16 protein-coding genes are annotated in these 14,942 nt (G+C 63.8%); 4 read left to right on the top strand and 12 right to left on the bottom strand.

Translation table 11 applies throughout. The features are described 5' to 3' along the window. Positions 1-19: 19 nt before the first annotated feature. Genes Q3C01_RS38845 through Q3C01_RS38815 form a run of 7 tightly spaced genes read right to left on the bottom strand, consistent with a single transcriptional unit; the run spans position 20 to position 8,036 of the window. Positions 20-427, bottom strand: coding sequence for a ribulose bisphosphate carboxylase small subunit (locus Q3C01_RS38845; protein ID WP_458150592.1), 408 nt, complete (start codon positions 425-427; stop codon positions 20-22). A gap of 11 nt (positions 428-438) precedes the next feature. Then, on the bottom strand, positions 439-1,899 hold the full coding sequence (locus tag Q3C01_RS38840) for a form I ribulose bisphosphate carboxylase large subunit (protein WP_458150591.1): 1,461 nt from the start codon (positions 1,897-1,899) through the stop codon (positions 439-441). A gap of 36 nt (positions 1,900-1,935) precedes the next feature. After that, complete coding sequence (gene fba, locus Q3C01_RS38835; RefSeq protein ID WP_458150590.1) at positions 1,936-3,021, bottom strand: class II fructose-bisphosphate aldolase; 1,086 nt, start codon at positions 3,019-3,021, stop codon at positions 1,936-1,938. A 32-nt stretch (positions 3,022-3,053) separates the two neighbouring features. Then, positions 3,054-4,061, bottom strand: coding sequence for a type I glyceraldehyde-3-phosphate dehydrogenase (gap, locus tag Q3C01_RS38830; RefSeq protein WP_458150589.1), 1,008 nt, complete (start codon positions 4,059-4,061; stop codon positions 3,054-3,056). After that, positions 4,058-6,088 (bottom strand): transketolase, encoded by a 2,031-nt coding sequence (gene tkt, locus Q3C01_RS38825; protein WP_458150588.1) that lies wholly within the window; start codon positions 6,086-6,088, stop codon positions 4,058-4,060. The genes gap and tkt overlap by 4 nt, the downstream gene beginning before the upstream one ends. Positions 6,089-6,113: 25 nt before the next feature. Then, a complete protein-coding gene (locus tag Q3C01_RS38820; RefSeq protein WP_458150587.1) occupies positions 6,114-6,989 on the bottom strand; it encodes a phosphoribulokinase in 876 nt (291 codons plus the stop codon). A 12-nt stretch (positions 6,990-7,001) separates the two neighbouring features. Continuing rightward, positions 7,002-8,036, bottom strand: a complete 1,035-nt coding sequence (locus tag Q3C01_RS38815) for a class 1 fructose-bisphosphatase (protein ID WP_458150586.1) — start codon at positions 8,034-8,036, stop codon at positions 7,002-7,004. 114 nt (positions 8,037-8,150) lie between these two features. Here Q3C01_RS38815 and Q3C01_RS38810 point away from each other — a divergent pair, with 114 nt between their 5' ends. Then, positions 8,151-9,122, top strand: coding sequence for a LysR family transcriptional regulator (locus Q3C01_RS38810; protein WP_458150584.1), 972 nt, complete (start codon positions 8,151-8,153; stop codon positions 9,120-9,122). Between the two features lie 265 nt (positions 9,123-9,387). Beyond that, complete coding sequence (locus Q3C01_RS38805) at positions 9,388-10,590, top strand: glycosyltransferase family 87 protein (RefSeq protein WP_458150583.1); 1,203 nt, start codon at positions 9,388-9,390, stop codon at positions 10,588-10,590. A 9-nt stretch (positions 10,591-10,599) separates the two neighbouring features. On the opposite strand, the gene Q3C01_RS38800 is transcribed toward Q3C01_RS38805, so the two are convergent. The 4 genes from Q3C01_RS38800 to Q3C01_RS38785 form a co-directional block, all read right to left on the bottom strand. Then, positions 10,600-11,019 carry a DUF4118 domain-containing protein gene (locus tag Q3C01_RS38800; RefSeq protein ID WP_458150582.1) on the bottom strand — a complete coding sequence of 140 codons (420 nt, stop codon included), beginning with the start codon at positions 11,017-11,019 and terminating at the stop codon, positions 10,600-10,602. 223 nt (positions 11,020-11,242) lie between these two features. Then, positions 11,243-11,464 carry a hypothetical protein gene (locus Q3C01_RS38795; protein WP_458150581.1) on the bottom strand — a complete coding sequence of 74 codons (222 nt, stop codon included), beginning with the start codon at positions 11,462-11,464 and terminating at the stop codon, positions 11,243-11,245. A 119-nt stretch (positions 11,465-11,583) separates the two neighbouring features. Then, positions 11,584-12,780 (bottom strand): MFS transporter, encoded by a 1,197-nt coding sequence (locus Q3C01_RS38790; RefSeq protein ID WP_458150579.1) that lies wholly within the window; start codon positions 12,778-12,780, stop codon positions 11,584-11,586. Positions 12,781-12,829: 49 nt separating this feature from the next. Continuing rightward, positions 12,830-13,450: a TetR/AcrR family transcriptional regulator gene (locus Q3C01_RS38785; protein ID WP_458150578.1), complete on the bottom strand. Its 621-nt coding sequence runs from the start codon at positions 13,448-13,450 to the stop codon at positions 12,830-12,832. Between the two features lie 186 nt (positions 13,451-13,636). Here Q3C01_RS38785 and Q3C01_RS38780 point away from each other — a divergent pair, with 186 nt between their 5' ends. Both Q3C01_RS38780 and Q3C01_RS38775 read left to right on the top strand, forming a co-directional pair. Continuing rightward, positions 13,637-13,762: a hypothetical protein gene (locus Q3C01_RS38780; protein WP_458150577.1), complete on the top strand. Its 126-nt coding sequence runs from the start codon at positions 13,637-13,639 to the stop codon at positions 13,760-13,762. Between the two features lie 13 nt (positions 13,763-13,775). Then, positions 13,776-14,087 carry a hypothetical protein gene (locus tag Q3C01_RS38775; RefSeq protein ID WP_458150576.1) on the top strand — a complete coding sequence of 104 codons (312 nt, stop codon included), beginning with the start codon at positions 13,776-13,778 and terminating at the stop codon, positions 14,085-14,087. A 124-nt stretch (positions 14,088-14,211) separates the two neighbouring features. Here the strand turns inward: Q3C01_RS38775 and Q3C01_RS38770 are convergent. Next, the coding region (locus Q3C01_RS38770) for a LysR substrate-binding domain-containing protein (RefSeq protein ID WP_458150575.1) at positions 14,212-14,942 on the bottom strand (731 nt) is incomplete at its 5' end.

The following is a 14,942-nucleotide window of genomic DNA, read 5'->3' as shown; positions in this document are numbered from 1 at the left end:
GCGCGGAAACGAATGCTTTCTAAGCCGAAGCGTGTTCTGCCGGCTTGCGGATGGTGGTATAGCGGATCGCGCGGCCGGCAACCTCCTGCCGCACCAGCTCGAACGCGGCCTCCTGCTTCGGCCGGTTGACGAGAAAGGAGATTCGTACCGACTCCCAGCCGTGGCTGGAATCGAAGCCGCTGATGCGGATATAGCGGTCGCCATAAACCCTGCGGCATTCGGCCAGCTCCATCATCACGCCGGCGGCGTCCGCAAGATCGAACATCGGAAGACCCCACATCTCCCAATAGGTGTTGCGGGGATGCGGATCGTCGGTGAACTCGATGTTCACGGCCCAGCCATTGGCGAGGCAGTACTGCACCTGCTTGTAGATTTGATCGTCAGTGAGATCCGGCAGGTAGGAAAAACACCCTTGTGTCAGCTTCATCTCATGTCTCCTCAAACGGATTCCAGCGCCGTCGGCACGAAGTCCGGCGTATCGGTGGATTGATAGTTGAAGGTCACGTCCTTCCAGACCTCGAGCGCAGCCTTCAGCGGCGTGCAAGTCTGCGCCGCCTTGGCAAGGATCTCCGGCCCTTCGTGGACGTAATCGCGGCCCTCGTTGCGGGCGAGGATCATCGCTTCCAGCGCAACGCGGTTGGCTGTCGCGCCCGCAGCAATCCCCATGGGATGACCAATCGTGCCGCCGCCGAACTGCAGCACGACGTCTTCGCCCAAGAGGTCAAGCAACTGGTGCATCTGGCCGGCATGGATACCGCCTGAGGCCACTGGCATCATCTTGTTCAAGCTCGCCCAGGACTGATCGAAGAACAGGCCATGCTCGAGCCTCAAGGAATTGAAGTCCTCGCGACAGACGTCGTAATAGCCGCGCGTGGTGTTGGGATCACCTTCGAGCTTGCCGACCACAGTGCCGGCATGGATATGGTCGACGCCGGCAAGCCGCATCCATTTGGCGATGACGCGGAACGACACACCGTGGCTCTTCTGCCGTGTATAGGTCGAGTGACCGGCGCGGTGCAGATGCAGGATCATATCGTTGCGGCGCGCCCATTTCGCCATGGACTGAATCGCGGTGTAGCCGATGACGAGGTCGATCATGACGATGACCGAGCCAAGCTCCTTGGCGAACTCGGCGCGCTCATACATGTCCTCCATCGTGGCGGCTGTGACGTTGAGGTACGTGCCTTTCACCTCGCCCGAGGCGGCCTGCGCGCGGTTTACCGCCTCCATGCAATAGAGGAAGCGGTCGCGCCAATGCATGAAGGGCTGCGAGTTGATGTTCTCGTCATCCTTGGTGAAGTCGAGTCCACCTTTGAGTGCTTCGTAGACGACTCTGCCGTAGTTGCGCCCGGAGAGGCCGAGCTTCGGCTTCACCGTCGCTCCTAGCAGCGGCCGGCCGAACTTGTCGAGCCGCTCGCGCTCGACCACAATGCCGGTCGCGGGCCCCTGGAATGTCTTCACATAGGCGACCGGGAAGCGCATGTCCTCAAGCCGCAAAGCCTTCAGCGGCTTGAAGCCGAAGACATTGCCGATGATCGAGGCCGAGAGGTTCGCGATCGAGCCCGGCTCGAACAGGTCGAGGTCGTAGGCGATATAGGCGAAATACGAGCCCGGCGTGCCCGGCACCGGATCGACGCGGTAGCACTTGGCGCGATACTTCTCCGCTGCGGTGAGACGATCGGTCCATACCACCGTCCAGGTCGCGGTCGAGGATTCACCGGCCACGGCCGCCGAGGCCTCGATCGGGTCGACGCCCTCCTGTGGCGTCACCCGGAACAGCGCGATGACGTCGGTGTCCTTCGGCACATAGTCGGGCTCCCAATAGCCCATGCGCTTGTATTCCATGACGCCGGAGCGATAGCGCTCTTTGCCGCGAACCGTGCCTGCATGTGCGTTCATGTCTCTCTCCTGCTCTTCTCTGCTCTCTCTGATTGATTAGGCCGCGACGGATTCCCGGGCGTCGATGCGCGGGTCCAATTCGCCGGCGCGGTACCGCCGCGCCATCTCGCTCATGGGAATGACCTTGATCTTGCTTGCATGGCCTGCGGTGCCGAACTGCTCGAAGCGCTCGCGGCAGAGTTCGCGCATCGCATCCATCGCGGGTTTCAGGAATTTGCGTGGATCGAACTCGGAACGCGCCTGTGAAGCCACTTTGCGGAACACTGCGGTCATCGCCAGGCGGCAGTCGGTATCGATGTTGACCTTGCGCACGCCGCTCTTGATGCCGCGGACGATCTCCTCCACCGGCACGCCCCAGGTCTGCGGCATCTCGCCGCCGAACTGGTTGAACATGTCCTGGAGCGGCTGCGGCACCGACGAGGACCCATGCATGACGAGATGAGTATTCGGCAGCCGGCGATGAATCTCCTCGACCATCCGCATCGCCAGAATGTCGCCATCCGGCTTGCGGCTGAACTTGTAGGCGCCGTGCGAGGTGCCCATGGCGATCGCGAGCGCATCGACCTTGGTGGTGCGGACGAAATCGACGGCCTGATCGGGATCGGTCAGCAACTGGTCGTGGCTGACCTTGCCCTCGACGCCGTGGCCATCCTCCTGCTCGCCGCCGCCATGCTCGAGCGAGCCGAGCACACCGAGCTCGCCTTCCACGGAGGCGCCGACCCAGTGCGCGAGATCGACGACGCGGCGGGTGATCGCGACATTGTAGTCGTAGTCGGCCGCCGTCTTGGCGTCGACCTTCAGCGAGCCGTCCATCATGACGGAGGTGAAGCCATGGGCGATTGCACTGGCACAGGTCGCCTCGTCATTGCCGTGGTCCTGGTGCATGCAGAGCGGGATGTCCGGATAGGTTCGCTCCAGCGCATCGATCATGTGCGAGAGCATGAGATCGCCCGCATAGCTGCGTGCGCCGCGCGAGGCCTGCATGATCACGGGCGCATCGACCTCGGCCGCCGCCTGCATGATCGCGATACCCTGCTCCATGTTGTTGATGTTGAACGCCGGAACGGCATAGCCGTGGTGAGCTGCATGATCGAGCAGTTGCCGAAGGGTAATGCGTGCCAAGGGACCTCTCCGTTCGTTTTTCGTCCTTCAGTTCAGATCAGCCGGCCCATCGCCACCGCCGTATCGGCCATGCGATTGGAAAAGCCCCATTCGTTGTCGTACCAGCTCATCACCCGCACCAGATTGCCGTCCATGACCCTGGTCTGGTCGAGATGGACGATGCTGGAGCGTGGATCGTGGTTGAAGTCGGTTGAGACGTTGGGTGCATCGGTGACACCCAGAATGCCCTTGAGCCAGCCGTTCGCCGCGGCCTGCATGGCATCGTTGATTTCCTTCGCGCTGGTTGCGCGCCTGGCGACGAATTTGAAATCCACCGCCGAGACATTCGGCGTCGGTACGCGAATCGCCACGCCATCGAGCTTGCCCTTGAGCTCCGGCAGGACCAGACCGACCGCCTTGGCCGCACCGGTCGAAGTCGGGATCATCGACAGCGCTGCGGCGCGGGCGCGATAGAGGTCCTTATGGTAGGTATCGAGCGTCGGCTGGTCGCCGGTGTATGAATGGATCGTGGTCATGAAGCCTTTCTCGATCCCGACCGCTTCATCCAGCACCTGGGCGAGCGGCGCGAGGCAATTGGTCGAGCACGAGGCGTTGGAGACCACGACGTGGTCGCTCGTCAGCTTGAGATGGTTGACGCCGAACACGACAGTGAGGTCGACCTCGCTCGCGGGCGCCGAGACCAGCACGCGCTTGGCACCGGCCTGAAGATGTGCAGCCGCCTTGTCGCGTGAGGTGAAGAGCCCGGTACATTCGAGCGCGATGTCGATCCCGAGCGCGCGATGCGGCAGTTGCGCCGGATCCTTGATCGCGGTCACCTTAATCAGTCCAGCACCTATGTCGATGGTGTCACCATCAACCCTGACTTCGCCCGGGAAGCGGCCATGGACGGAGTCATACCGGAGCAGATGTGCATTTGTTTCGACCGGACCGAGGTCATTGATGGACACCACCTCGACGTCGTTGCGGCGGGACTCGGCGATCGCGCGCAGCACGTTGCGACCGATCCGCCCAAAACCGTTGATGGCCACACGCAAGCTCATGCTGCTTTTCCTTCCCTCGCGCGGGCGACCGAGCGCCTGGCCGCTTCCGCAACGCTCTGTGGTGTAATGTTGAACTCGCGATAGAGGACGGGCGCCGGCGCCGAGGCGCCGAAGCCGCGCATGCCGACGAATTCGCCGTCAGCGCCGATCCAGCGCGGCCAGTCGCCGAGGACGGCAGCCTCGATGCCGACGCGCGGCGCGGTGCCCAGCACGGCGGCGCGGTAGTCTTCCGGCTGCTCCTCGAACAGCGCGAAGCACGGCGCCGAGACCACGGCCGCACGGATATGCTCGGTCGCGAGCAAGCGCGCGGCCTCGATCGCGATCGAAACCTCCGAGCCCGTTGCGATCAGCGTCACATCGCGGCCGCCGTCAGGCGCGACGACGAGATAAGCGCCGCGCGCGACGCGGTTCGTGCCGCGCGCATCGCTGCGAAAGGTCGGCAAAGCCTGGCGCGACAGGCACAGCACGGAGGGACGCCTCGTCGCTTCCAGCGCGCAGTCCCATGCCTCCAGCGTTTCCACGGCGTCGGCGGGACGAAACACCAGCAGATTTGGAATCACACGGAGCGCGGCGAGATGCTCGACCGGCTGGTGCGTCGGGCCATCTTCGCCAAGACCGATGGAGTCATGGGTCATTACGTGGATGACACGCAGCCGCATCAGGGCTGCAAGCCGGATGGCCGGCCGGCTGTAGTCGGAGAAGGCGAGGAACGTGCCGCCATAGGGGATGAAGCCGCCATGCAGCGCGATGCCGTTCATCGCGGCCGCCATGCCGTGCTCACGAATGCCGTAGTGGATGTAGTCGCCGGCAAATCGGTCGCACGTGACGGGAACCTGCGTCTTCGCATGCGTCAGATTCGAATGGGTCAGATCCGCCGAGCCGCCGATCAGCCCCGGGATCGACGAGGCGATGCCGTCGAGCACCTGTTGCGAGGCCTGCCGGGTCGCAAGCTTCGGACGTTCGGTGGCAAAGCGCTCGCGCAACTTCGCCGACGCCTGGGCATAGGCGCTCGGCAGGGCCAGAACCTTGCCCTCGATGAACAGCTCGCGCTGCGCAGGGCTCGCACACTCGTAGCGATCGAGCCAGGCGAGGCGGTCGACCTGCCCGCGCTGCCCGATCATGCGCCACGCCTTCAGGATCGGAATCGGCACGACGAAGGGCTGATAGTCCCAGCCGAGAGTCCGACGCGCGGCCGCCGTCTGCTCGGTGCCGAGCGGCGCGCCATGAGCCTTCTCGGTCCCCTGGCGGTCTGGCGCGCCGTAGCCGATGATGGTTCGGCAGGCGATCAGCGACGGCCTTGCGGTTTGGCGCTCTTCCGCGATCGCCTGCGCGACCGCTTCCGGATCATGGCCGTCGATGCGACGCACCGACCAGCCGGAGGCGGCGAAGCGCGCGAGGTGATCGTCGGAGGTCGCAAGCGAGGTCGGCCCGTCGATGGAGATGCCGTTGTCGTCGAACAACACGATCATGCGACTGAGCTGGAGATGACCGGCGAGCGAGATCGCCTCCTGGCTGATGCCTTCCATCAGGCAGCCGTCGCCGGCGATCACGTAGGTGAAGTGATCGACGAGGCCGTCGCCATGATGCGCGTTGGCCATGCGCTCGGCGAGCGCCATGCCGACAGCAGTGGCAATCCCCTGCCCGAGCGGACCCGTTGTGGTCTCAACGCCCGGCGTGTGGCCATATTCCGGATGACCCGGCGTCTTCGAGCCCCATTGCCGGAACGCCCTGATGTCGTCGAGGCTGACGGCGCCGCCGATGAGATAGAGCAGCGCATAGAGCAGCATCGATCCGTGGCCAGCAGAAAGCACGAAGCGGTCACGGTCCGGCCAGTTCGGATGCGCGGCGTCGAATTTGAGGAAGCGCGAGAACAACACGGTCGCGACGTCGGCCATGCCCATGGGCAGGCCGGGATGGCCAGACTGCGATTGCTCGATGGCATCGACCGCGAGAAAGCGGACGGCGTTGGCGAGATCGGTATGGCTGACCGCGCTGAGGTCGGCTTCGGCATGAACCGAGATATTCATCGGATTCTCCCGTTGTCGTCGTGCATCACTTCATGCTTCGCTTGCGCTCGATGAGCTGCATGATCAAAGGCGTCAGAATGAGCTGCATCGCGAGATCGAGCTTGGCGCCGGGACAGACGATCGAGTTTGCACGCGACATGAAGCTATGCGGCAGCATCGAGAGCAGATAGGGGAAGTCGATGCCGCGCGGGTTCTTGAAGCGGATCACGACCATCGATTCGTCCGGCGTCGGAATCCAGCGCGCGATGAAGGGATTGGACGTGTCGACCGTCGGCACGCGCTGGAAATTGATGTCGGTCTCGGTGAATTGCGGGCAGATGTAGTGGATGTAATCCGGCATCCGCCGCAAAATGGTGTCGGTGACCGCCTCGGTCGAATAGCCGCGCGCGCTACGGTCGCGGTGCAGCTTCTGGATCCATTCGAGATTGATGACGGGCACGACGCCGATCTTTAAGTCGGCATAGCGCGCGACATTGACCTTGTCGGTGACGACGGCACCGTGGAGGCCCTCATAGAACAAGAGGTCCGAATTTTCTGGCAACCGCTGCCATTCGGTGAAGGTGCCGGGAGGTGCGCCGTGCAGCGCAGACTCTTCGGCGTCGTGGATGTAGTGGCGCGTCACCGCGGTGCCGGCCTCGCCATAGTCGCGGAACGCCCGCTCCAGCTCCTCGAACAGATTGGTCTCGGGGCTGAAATGGCTGAAATGCTTGTTGCCGCGCTCGGCCTCCTTCGCCATCTGCGTGCGCATCTCGGCCCGGTCGTAGCGGTGGAACGCGTCGCCCTCGATGTAGACGGCGTTGACGCGCTCGCGGAAGAATATCTGCTCAAAGGTCTTCTTGACCGAGGTCGTGCCGGCGCCGGAGGAGCCGGTGATCGAAATGATCGGATGCTTCCTGGACATGCGCTATCCTCCTCACAGCCGGAAGAAGCCGCGCCGCGCGAACAGCGGCGCCGACACGCTCGCGACCAGCAGCGGATCGCAATGCAGTTCCTCGACGCGCCGCACCTCGTGGTGCGAGCCCATGATCAGCGGCACGCGCTGGTGCAGATTGTGCGCGGCCAGATCGAGGATGCGCTCGCGCCCGGTCGATGCCGCGCCGCCGGCCTGCTCCATGATGAAGGCCATCGGATGCGCCTCGTAGGTCAGGCGCAGGCGGCCGTCGCCGTAACCGGGGCGCGCATCGGAGGGATAGAGGAACACGCCGCCGCGAGTCAGGATGCGATAGGCTTCCGCAACGAGCGATGCGACCCAGCGCATGTTGAAATTGCGGTTCGCCGGACCGTCGACGCCGGCGAGGCATTCGTCGACGAAGGCGCGCACCGGCGCATCCCAGTGCCGGCGGTTCGAGGCGTTGATCGCGAATTCGTCGGCCGTCTCGGGAATCTGCACGCCGCGCCGCGCCAGTCGGAAGCAGCGCCCGCGATCCAGCGTGAAGACGTCAACGCCATCGCCAAGCGTCAACACCAGCGAGGTCTGCGGACCGTAGGTAACGAACCCCGCCGCAAGCTGCGCTGAGCCACGCTGGTGGAAGGCAATGCCGAGATCGTCAGGCGCTGGCAGGATCGAGAAAATCGTGCCTACGGTCATGTTGATGTCGATGTTGGAGGAGCCGTCGAGCGGATCGATCGCGACGCAGATTCTTGCCGCGCGGTCGACGATCTGAGGCTCGCGCATCTCCTCCGAGGCAAGCGCCGCGATTGGCGCTTTGCCGAGGCAGCGGCGCAGGACGGCATCCGCTCGCAGGTCGAGGTCGCGCTGCAGATCGCCGTCGCTGTTGCATCCGGTGGTCAGACCCGAGGCATCGGACAACTGGCCGGTGCCGGTGAGGTCGGCGATCTCGATCGCGGCGGTAGCGATGGCATCGACGGCGGCTGCCAGGGCCAGCGCCTCGGGCGCGGTTTCAGAGTACCGTTGAAGATAGTCGTCCAGCCTGAGTTGCCCGGTCATCTTGCGTCTATCCCCTCGCGGCCGCCGCTACCTTGTTCCTGGATCGGGGGAGCGGCTGGTCCCAGCACGAAGAAATTGACAGAGCCGACCTAATAAGGAAAATTTCTATTCATAATGAGCGCCAAAGAATTTTCTTATAATATCCATCCAGCGACCCAACTCCGGCATCTGACGATCCGGCAGCTCCGGTCCCTCGCAGCGCTGTCAGCCAGGGGCAGCGTGACGGCGGCCTCGACGCATCTCGGGCTGACGCAGCCGGCGGTCACCCAGCAACTCCGGCAATTGCAGGATCTGGCTGGGCTGCCGCTGGTGCAGCGGACCGGCGACGGCATGTTGCTGACCGAAGCGGGCAAGGAGGTGCTGGCGCTCGCCGATCGCGTCGAAGCCGCGATCGCGGACTGTCAGGGCGCGCTCGATCTTCTGGCGGGGCGAACCGGCGGCACGGTGCATCTTGGCGCGGTTTCGACCGCAAAATACTTCGTGCCGCACGCCATTGCGGCGTTCTCGCAGCGCTATCCGAAGATCGAGATCAAGCTGACCATTGGCAATCGCGAGGACATCCGCGAGGCCATGCATGGCTACGATCTCGATTTCGCTGTGATGGGTCGGCCACCGGCCGACGTCACCGTCGACGTGCGGCAGCTGGGGCGCAACCCGCACATCATCGTCGCGCGCAAGGGGCATTGGCTGGCGAAGGATTCCGGCCTCAACCTGACCGATCTCGTGCACGAGACTTTCCTCACCCGCGAGCCTGGATCCGGCACCAGGACGCTGATGGAAGGCATGTTCCAGAAATCGGATCTCGAGCCGATCATCGGCATGGAGATGAGCAGCAACGAGACCATCAAACAGGCGGTCATCGCGGGTCTCGGCATCGCCTTCATCTCCGCGCACACGGTCGCGCATGAGCTCGCCGAGGGCCGTCTCATCATCCTCGATGTCGCGGGCCTGCCGATCGTCCGGCAATGGTACGTGATCCGCCGCAGCGACAAGGTGCTGCTGCCACCGGCGCAGGCGATGTTCGACTTTCTGGGCTCGGAGGGTTCGAACTACCTACCCGACGTGCCGGAATTGCGCGGACGGTAGAATCCCGCCCATGCTTGCGGCTCACGGGACGACATCGAGTCAACTTTAAGAAAGCCCCGTATCGGCTTCTTAAGCCTGGCATCGCTCGCTGTCACAGCTTCCGTCCGCGACGCAACTGCAATTCTCTTAAGGATTGTCCGGCATCATGATTTAGCGTGCGGCGGCTGCACGCCAGCGTGACGCCCAGCACGGGCACGTCAACGACGATCCAACCATGTTCACCAGGACATTCGAGCTCGCGCAACCCTCGGATTCGAGGCGCACGATGCGTGTGCGCGCTGTGCTTGCTGCGCTGGCGATCGCCGTTCTCGCCAAAGCGGCCTGGTTCTCCGCGGCAGGTGCACTGCAACCGCGCGGCCTGGTCGATTTCGACGACTTCTACATTGTCGCGCAGAGGGTTTGGTCCGGCGATGTCGGCCAGGCCTACCAGCTCGACAGGCTCCTCCAGATGCAGATCGAGACGTTCGGCATCTCGAACTTCATGCCGTGGGCCTATCCGCCGCAGTTCGACCTCGTGATCGCGCCCCTTGCGCTGCTGCCGCTCAGCGCGGCGTACTTCCTGTTCACGGCGGCAACGCTCACCTTTTATCTCGCGACGTTGCGGTCGCTTGCGGGGAACGCTCTCGCGGTGCTGCTGGTCGTGCTGCTTCCGGCGCTTGCCGTGACGCTCGATTGCGGCCAGAACGGTTTTTTGGCCGGAGGCTTGATCGGCCTCATCTGCCTCAAAGTCGAGCGGAAACAGATATTCGCACAAATCATCGCGGGCCTTGCGCTCGGGGCGATGGTCATCAAGCCGCATCTGGCGGCAACCATGGTGGCTTATCTCGTGCTCACCCGAAGGTGGATGGCGCTGGCGACGGCCGCGATGGCCGTGCTGGCGAGCTCATTGCTCTGCACGCTGCTGCTCGGGCCGGAAATCTGGACCGCGCTCTTCGGCGCGTTCAGGGACCAGGCCACCTATCTTGCACAAGGCGACCTTCCGCTCTACCGCATGATTTCGTTCTACGCGGCTCTGCGTTCGCTCGGCGCGGCCCCTGCCCTCGCCTTCGCAGGACAGATCATCGTCGCCAGCCTTGCGCTGCTGTCGATCGTGCTTGCCGTCGCCCGCGAAGCGCAGCCGCGCACCGCGCTCGGGGTCGCGGCTCTGGCCTCGGTGATGGTCAGCCCCTATGCCTATGACTACGATCTTCCGATCGCAGGCATTGGTCTTGCGCTGCTGCTTTCGGATCTTCTTAAGGCCGCAAGCGCCCGCGAACAGGGCGCCACCTGCGGGCTGATCTTCGCGGCCGGTAGTTACGGCATGCTGCTGGCGGCCGGCCTTCGACTGTTCTACGACCCGCGCGCCGCGATGAGCCCCCCGCTGATCCCCTCGCTCGGCGGTCTGGCAATGGTTGCGTTGCTGGCGCTGGTTCTGCTTCGACTGCGGTTGTGGCCGAGCCGGCATCAGATGGCCAAGGCGAGTCCCTGACCGCGAGCACTATTGCGAATTCGGCGCGACTGTCTTGTCGGTTGTCTTGAGGCCACCGCCATTGATGATCGTCATCGTCTGACGACAGAGATCGGCAAGGCCGATCAACAATACGCTGAACAGGAAGAACAGATTGATGTCATGCGCGTCGGAGCGGGTCAGCGTGCTGAACTCGAAGAAGGGCGGCATGAACGCCCACCACACCAGCGGAACGGTGAGCAGGATGGCAAACACTGCCGCAGGTGCTCCCGCAATGATCCCCACGATGAAAACGGCGGGCAGGAACGCGGCGAAATAGAGCTGAGCTCCAAGGAGAACGCAGGCGCCCTGGAGACCAGTCGATGCCGCCAGCACAATGAAGGCGAAGGCAAAGGCCTGCCAGGACCACGGCTGTATTTTTGGTCCAGAGAACGTTCCCGGGCGGCTCATTGGAAGCCCCTTTTTGCGCCGCGAACGCGACTGAGGTTCCAGCCAAGCTAGCATACCTGTTCAGGGCCCGCGACAGTGCACTGCGCAAACGGGAACTTGGTAAATGGCCGCCGTCGGCGTGCGCGAGCGTGAGCTCCTGCCAAAAAGTCGAAAACAACCCCTTGCAAAGTAGAAATGGCCTGCCGGCCGAGCGGGCCTTGCAGCGGAAGCGGTCGCCTTGGCTTCACGCCGCCAGCTGTTCCATGCGGACTTGGGCAACCCCGGACCAGCGGCGATCGCCGCCGGCGAAGTAGGCCTCGAGTTCCGCCAGCGCGCGGGATTCCCATTCGCTTGCCTGCTCGAGCAGAGACCAGCTCTGACGCGGCCGGAACGCGGCCGTCTGGCGGTGCAGTGACGCGATCGCCCGATAGCGCCGTACGTTCTCCAGGATGGCTTGCCCGTCCATATCAAAAACTCCCCAATTCCCTTTCGCAGGGCCAAGGTGCGTCAGAACCTTTTTCGATTCGTTAGCGGCGAACAGAGAGATCGCGGATAGTTTCCGAATCCTTGCCCGCCGTGAGCGCGTCACTCGAAGGTAGCGTAGATCAGTGCCGCGGCCGGCAGCGCAAAGCCGATCCAGGATGCGAGCATCCAGCCGCCATGCGCAAAGGCGAAGCCGCCGAGCGCGGAGCCAGCGGCACCGGCCGTGAAGAACGTCGCCATATAGAGGCCGTTGAGGCGGCTGCGGTGCTCCGGGCCGAGCGCGAAGATCGCACGAAAGCCGAGGACGACATTGCCTTGCACGCCGAAATCGATCGCGATCGCTGCAACGACGAGGCAGACGAGATTCAGCGTGGAGCCGGCTGCGCCGATATCCGTGATCAGATAACCGGACGCGACCAGCAGCATCGCGCCGAGAGTGGCGATACGGCTGAGTCCCCGATCGGCAAGACGTCCCGCAATTGGTGCAGCCACGGCGCCTGCGACACCCGCGAGTGCGAACAGCGCGATGCCGCGCTGGGACAGGCCGAACGCTGGCCCCGCCAGCAGGAGCGGCGTCACCGTCCAGAACAGGCTGAACGCTGCGAACAGAAAGGCCTGATAGAGCGCGCGACGCTTCAGGAGCGGCGTCGTCCGCGCTAGACGCGGCATCGATCGCAGGAGGTCGAAATAATGCAGCCGCTCGACCGGCATGCGCCTCGGCAACACCCGCCAGAGCACACCGGCGAGCGCGACCATCAGCACAGTCGAGCCAAAGAAGACGGCATGCCATGAGGAGATCGACGTCAGGAAACTCGAAACCGGCCGCGCCAGCATGATGCCGAGCATCAGGCCGGTCGAGACGTTGCCGACGACGCGTCCGCGCGTCGCTGCCGGCGCAAGATGCGCGGCATAGGGGATGATGATCTGGACCGCAACCGAGCCGAGCCCGATAAAGAGCGCGGCCAGGAGGAACGGCAAGGCCTGTGTTGCGCAGGCGGCGGCCAGCAACGCCGCGGCGCCAAGACCGATGACGGAGCAGATCAGCGTGCGGTTTTCGACGAGATCCCCGAGCGGGACGATCAGCAGGAGCCCGACGCCATAGCCGATCTGCGTCATGGTGACGATCAAGCCCGCGGCGTCATGTGAGAGGCCCAGCGCCGTGCTGATTGGCCCGATCAGCGGCTGCGCATAATAGATATTCGCCGCGACCATGCCGCAGGCGGCGGCAAGCAGGACGGTCAGGGCCTGCGAAACCGAGCCCTCGTCGGGCACGGCCTCGATCGTCGCATTCATCGTCATCACACACTCCAATGATAGGAAACGATCGTTTCCTAATTAGGCAAACAAATCAGGCGAGCAGCTTCATCGCGACCCCGACCAGGCGCTCGCTATCCAGCGGCAGCCGCGCCTTGCCGACCACGCGGAGCCCCTGCGTCATGCAGATCATCAATCGCGCGGTATCGTCGGGATCGATATGGCGAGGAACCGAGCCGTCGGCCTGACCTTCGCGAATGAGACCGGCGAGAAAACCTTCATTGGCTTTCAGCCGGGCCGCGACCCACGCCGCAATCTCCGGATCGACAGCGGCCAGCTCGACGGCACTGCCGACCACGAGGCAGCCACGTCGCCCCTCGGCGCCCTTGGACGCCTCGATGTAGGAAAGCAGCACGTTGCGCAGGCGATCGCGTCCGCTCGCGCCCTGCGCGGCAGCGCGCCGAACTTCGTCCTGGCGCCGCGCCGTGTAGCGCTCGAGTGCGGCGAGAAAGACGGCATGCTTGTCTCGAAACGCCTTGTAGACGCTGCCCGTCGCGAGTTCCATTGCCGCGGTCAGATCTCCGATCGAGGTGGCATGGTAACCGCGTTCGCAAAACACCCGCACCGCCTTGTCCAGCGCCACGTCCAGGTCGAACTCGCGCGGCCGGCCGGGCGGACGTGAGATGGGCTGCAAGTTTCGCGCGCTTCTTCGCATTCGCACACAATAGGGAACAATCGTTTCCAAATCAAGGTCGGCGTGTTCGCCTGCTGATGATCGCTGAGCCCCCAGGACCGGCGAATGCCCCTGCGCCACACGGCCCAAGCTGCAACCATGACCGCCGTGGGTGAGGAACCAACTGGTTTCGTCACGATTTCCCCCTCGAAAGAAGAGGAGAGGAACATGGCAAGGAACACGACGAAACATCTGACACGCGCACGCCTCGCGCGCTGCGTCGCCGGCGCGATCTCGACGCTGGTGCTCTGCGCGACGGCCGTCTTCACCCTCGCCCGCCACTTCGCGGCGTGACGGAGGCGCTCGCATGACATCCGACCCGGAAGAGTCGGTTCGCTTGCAAGGCTACGGCGAGATGACGCTACGCACCGCGCTCGCCACGTTGATGGCGCTGCCGGCGCGCGAACGCTCGGAGACTGCGATCTTCCGCGTCCGCGACGCCTCGAGGCTTACACGGCGCGAAATCGGCATGCTTGCATCGGAATGGGGTATCTGGCCGACAGGCGTGACCGGCACCGACCAACATTGGCCGGACATCGTCCGCGGCATGGTCCGCGAGGCGCCGCTACCATCGTTGCTGGTGGCCTTCCTGCTCGGCGTACTGGTGGCGCGCAGATGATGGCGCGCTCGTTAAGACGCGTTCATGTGAAGGGATCACGATCTTCCTGCTCTTCAACCAACAAGTCGTAGAATGCTTGCCTCGGTTGCTTTGCGAGGTGTGCCCCAAATTGAACTACCAGTTGCTACCGGCTCCTGCGAGTTGTTTGCGAGATCGACGGGAATCGAGCGGTTTGCGGCGCTGAGTCGATTAACTCGCTCATCCGCTTGACTATGTCGTCCAAGATCGTGATGCGGTGCCCGCCGGACGGGCGGATGGCGAAGTAAGAGACTTCAATGAATGGTCTGAACGGGATGGCTACGACATCCGTTCCGGCGGAATGCAGGCTTGTATAGTCGACGATGCCGATGCCCATTCCTGCCGCTGCGAAATAGCAACAATTGAGCATCGAGGTTTCCATCGTGCTTGCCGGCCGGCGATCCTCCTTGGAAAAGGCCCGGTCGAGCGCCAATCTGAGGGGCGAATTGCGGCCAGGGATCAGGACACGCTCGTCCAGAAGGTCGGCGGGCGTCACGACTTTCCGGGAGGCCAGCCGGTGCCCCGGCAACATGGCGGCGACCGCGTGAGAGGCATGCAGAAGGGCCGCATTCTTGTCCGCCATGCGTGGTGAGCCGAAAACGAAACCGAGGTCGTAGCGGTTCTTGTCGACCATGTCCCAGATATTGCGGCTGTTCTCGACATCGATCACCAGCGGAATATCGAGCCGGTCACCAACGACGTCGGTGATGGCGTGGTGGAGGTAGGGCCGAACCAGCGAAGTTACGCTCGCGATCCTCAGAACGGTGTTCTTGTGACGGCGGATATCCTCAGCCGCCTGGGCGATCTGGTCGAGGCCGAGATACAGCCGCTCGACCT

This window comes from Bradyrhizobium sp. UFLA05-109, assembly GCF_054185165.1.
This window is presented reverse-complemented; position numbering and strand designations above follow the sequence as displayed.

Coding starts and splice junctions, on each gene's coding strand:
- Q3C01_RS38810 (WP_458150584.1), top strand. CDS start 8,151: ATGAGCGCCAAAGAATTTTCTTATAATATCCATCCAGCGACCCAACTC.
- Q3C01_RS38780 (WP_458150577.1), top strand. CDS start 13,637: ATGGCAAGGAACACGACGAAACATCTGACACGCGCACGCCTCGCGCGC.
- Q3C01_RS38840 (WP_458150591.1), bottom strand. CDS start 1,899: ATGAACGCACATGCAGGCACGGTTCGCGGCAAAGAGCGCTATCGCTCC.
- Q3C01_RS38815 (WP_458150586.1), bottom strand. CDS start 8,036: ATGACCGGGCAACTCAGGCTGGACGACTATCTTCAACGGTACTCTGAA.
- Q3C01_RS38785 (WP_458150578.1), bottom strand. CDS start 13,450: ATGCGAAGAAGCGCGCGAAACTTGCAGCCCATCTCACGTCCGCCCGGC.
- tkt (WP_458150588.1), bottom strand. CDS start 6,088: ATGAATATCTCGGTTCATGCCGAAGCCGACCTCAGCGCGGTCAGCCAT.
- Q3C01_RS38795 (WP_458150581.1), bottom strand. CDS start 11,464: ATGGACGGGCAAGCCATCCTGGAGAACGTACGGCGCTATCGGGCGATC.
- Q3C01_RS38775 (WP_458150576.1), top strand. CDS start 13,776: ATGACATCCGACCCGGAAGAGTCGGTTCGCTTGCAAGGCTACGGCGAG.
- gap (WP_458150589.1), bottom strand. CDS start 4,061: ATGAGCTTGCGTGTGGCCATCAACGGTTTTGGGCGGATCGGTCGCAAC.
- Q3C01_RS38790 (WP_458150579.1), bottom strand. CDS start 12,780: ATGACGATGAATGCGACGATCGAGGCCGTGCCCGACGAGGGCTCGGTT.
- Q3C01_RS38805 (WP_458150583.1), top strand. CDS start 9,388: ATGCGTGTGCGCGCTGTGCTTGCTGCGCTGGCGATCGCCGTTCTCGCC.
- Q3C01_RS38820 (WP_458150587.1), bottom strand. CDS start 6,989: ATGTCCAGGAAGCATCCGATCATTTCGATCACCGGCTCCTCCGGCGCC.
- Q3C01_RS38800 (WP_458150582.1), bottom strand. CDS start 11,019: ATGAGCCGCCCGGGAACGTTCTCTGGACCAAAAATACAGCCGTGGTCC.
- Q3C01_RS38845 (WP_458150592.1), bottom strand. CDS start 427: ATGAAGCTGACACAAGGGTGTTTTTCCTACCTGCCGGATCTCACTGAC.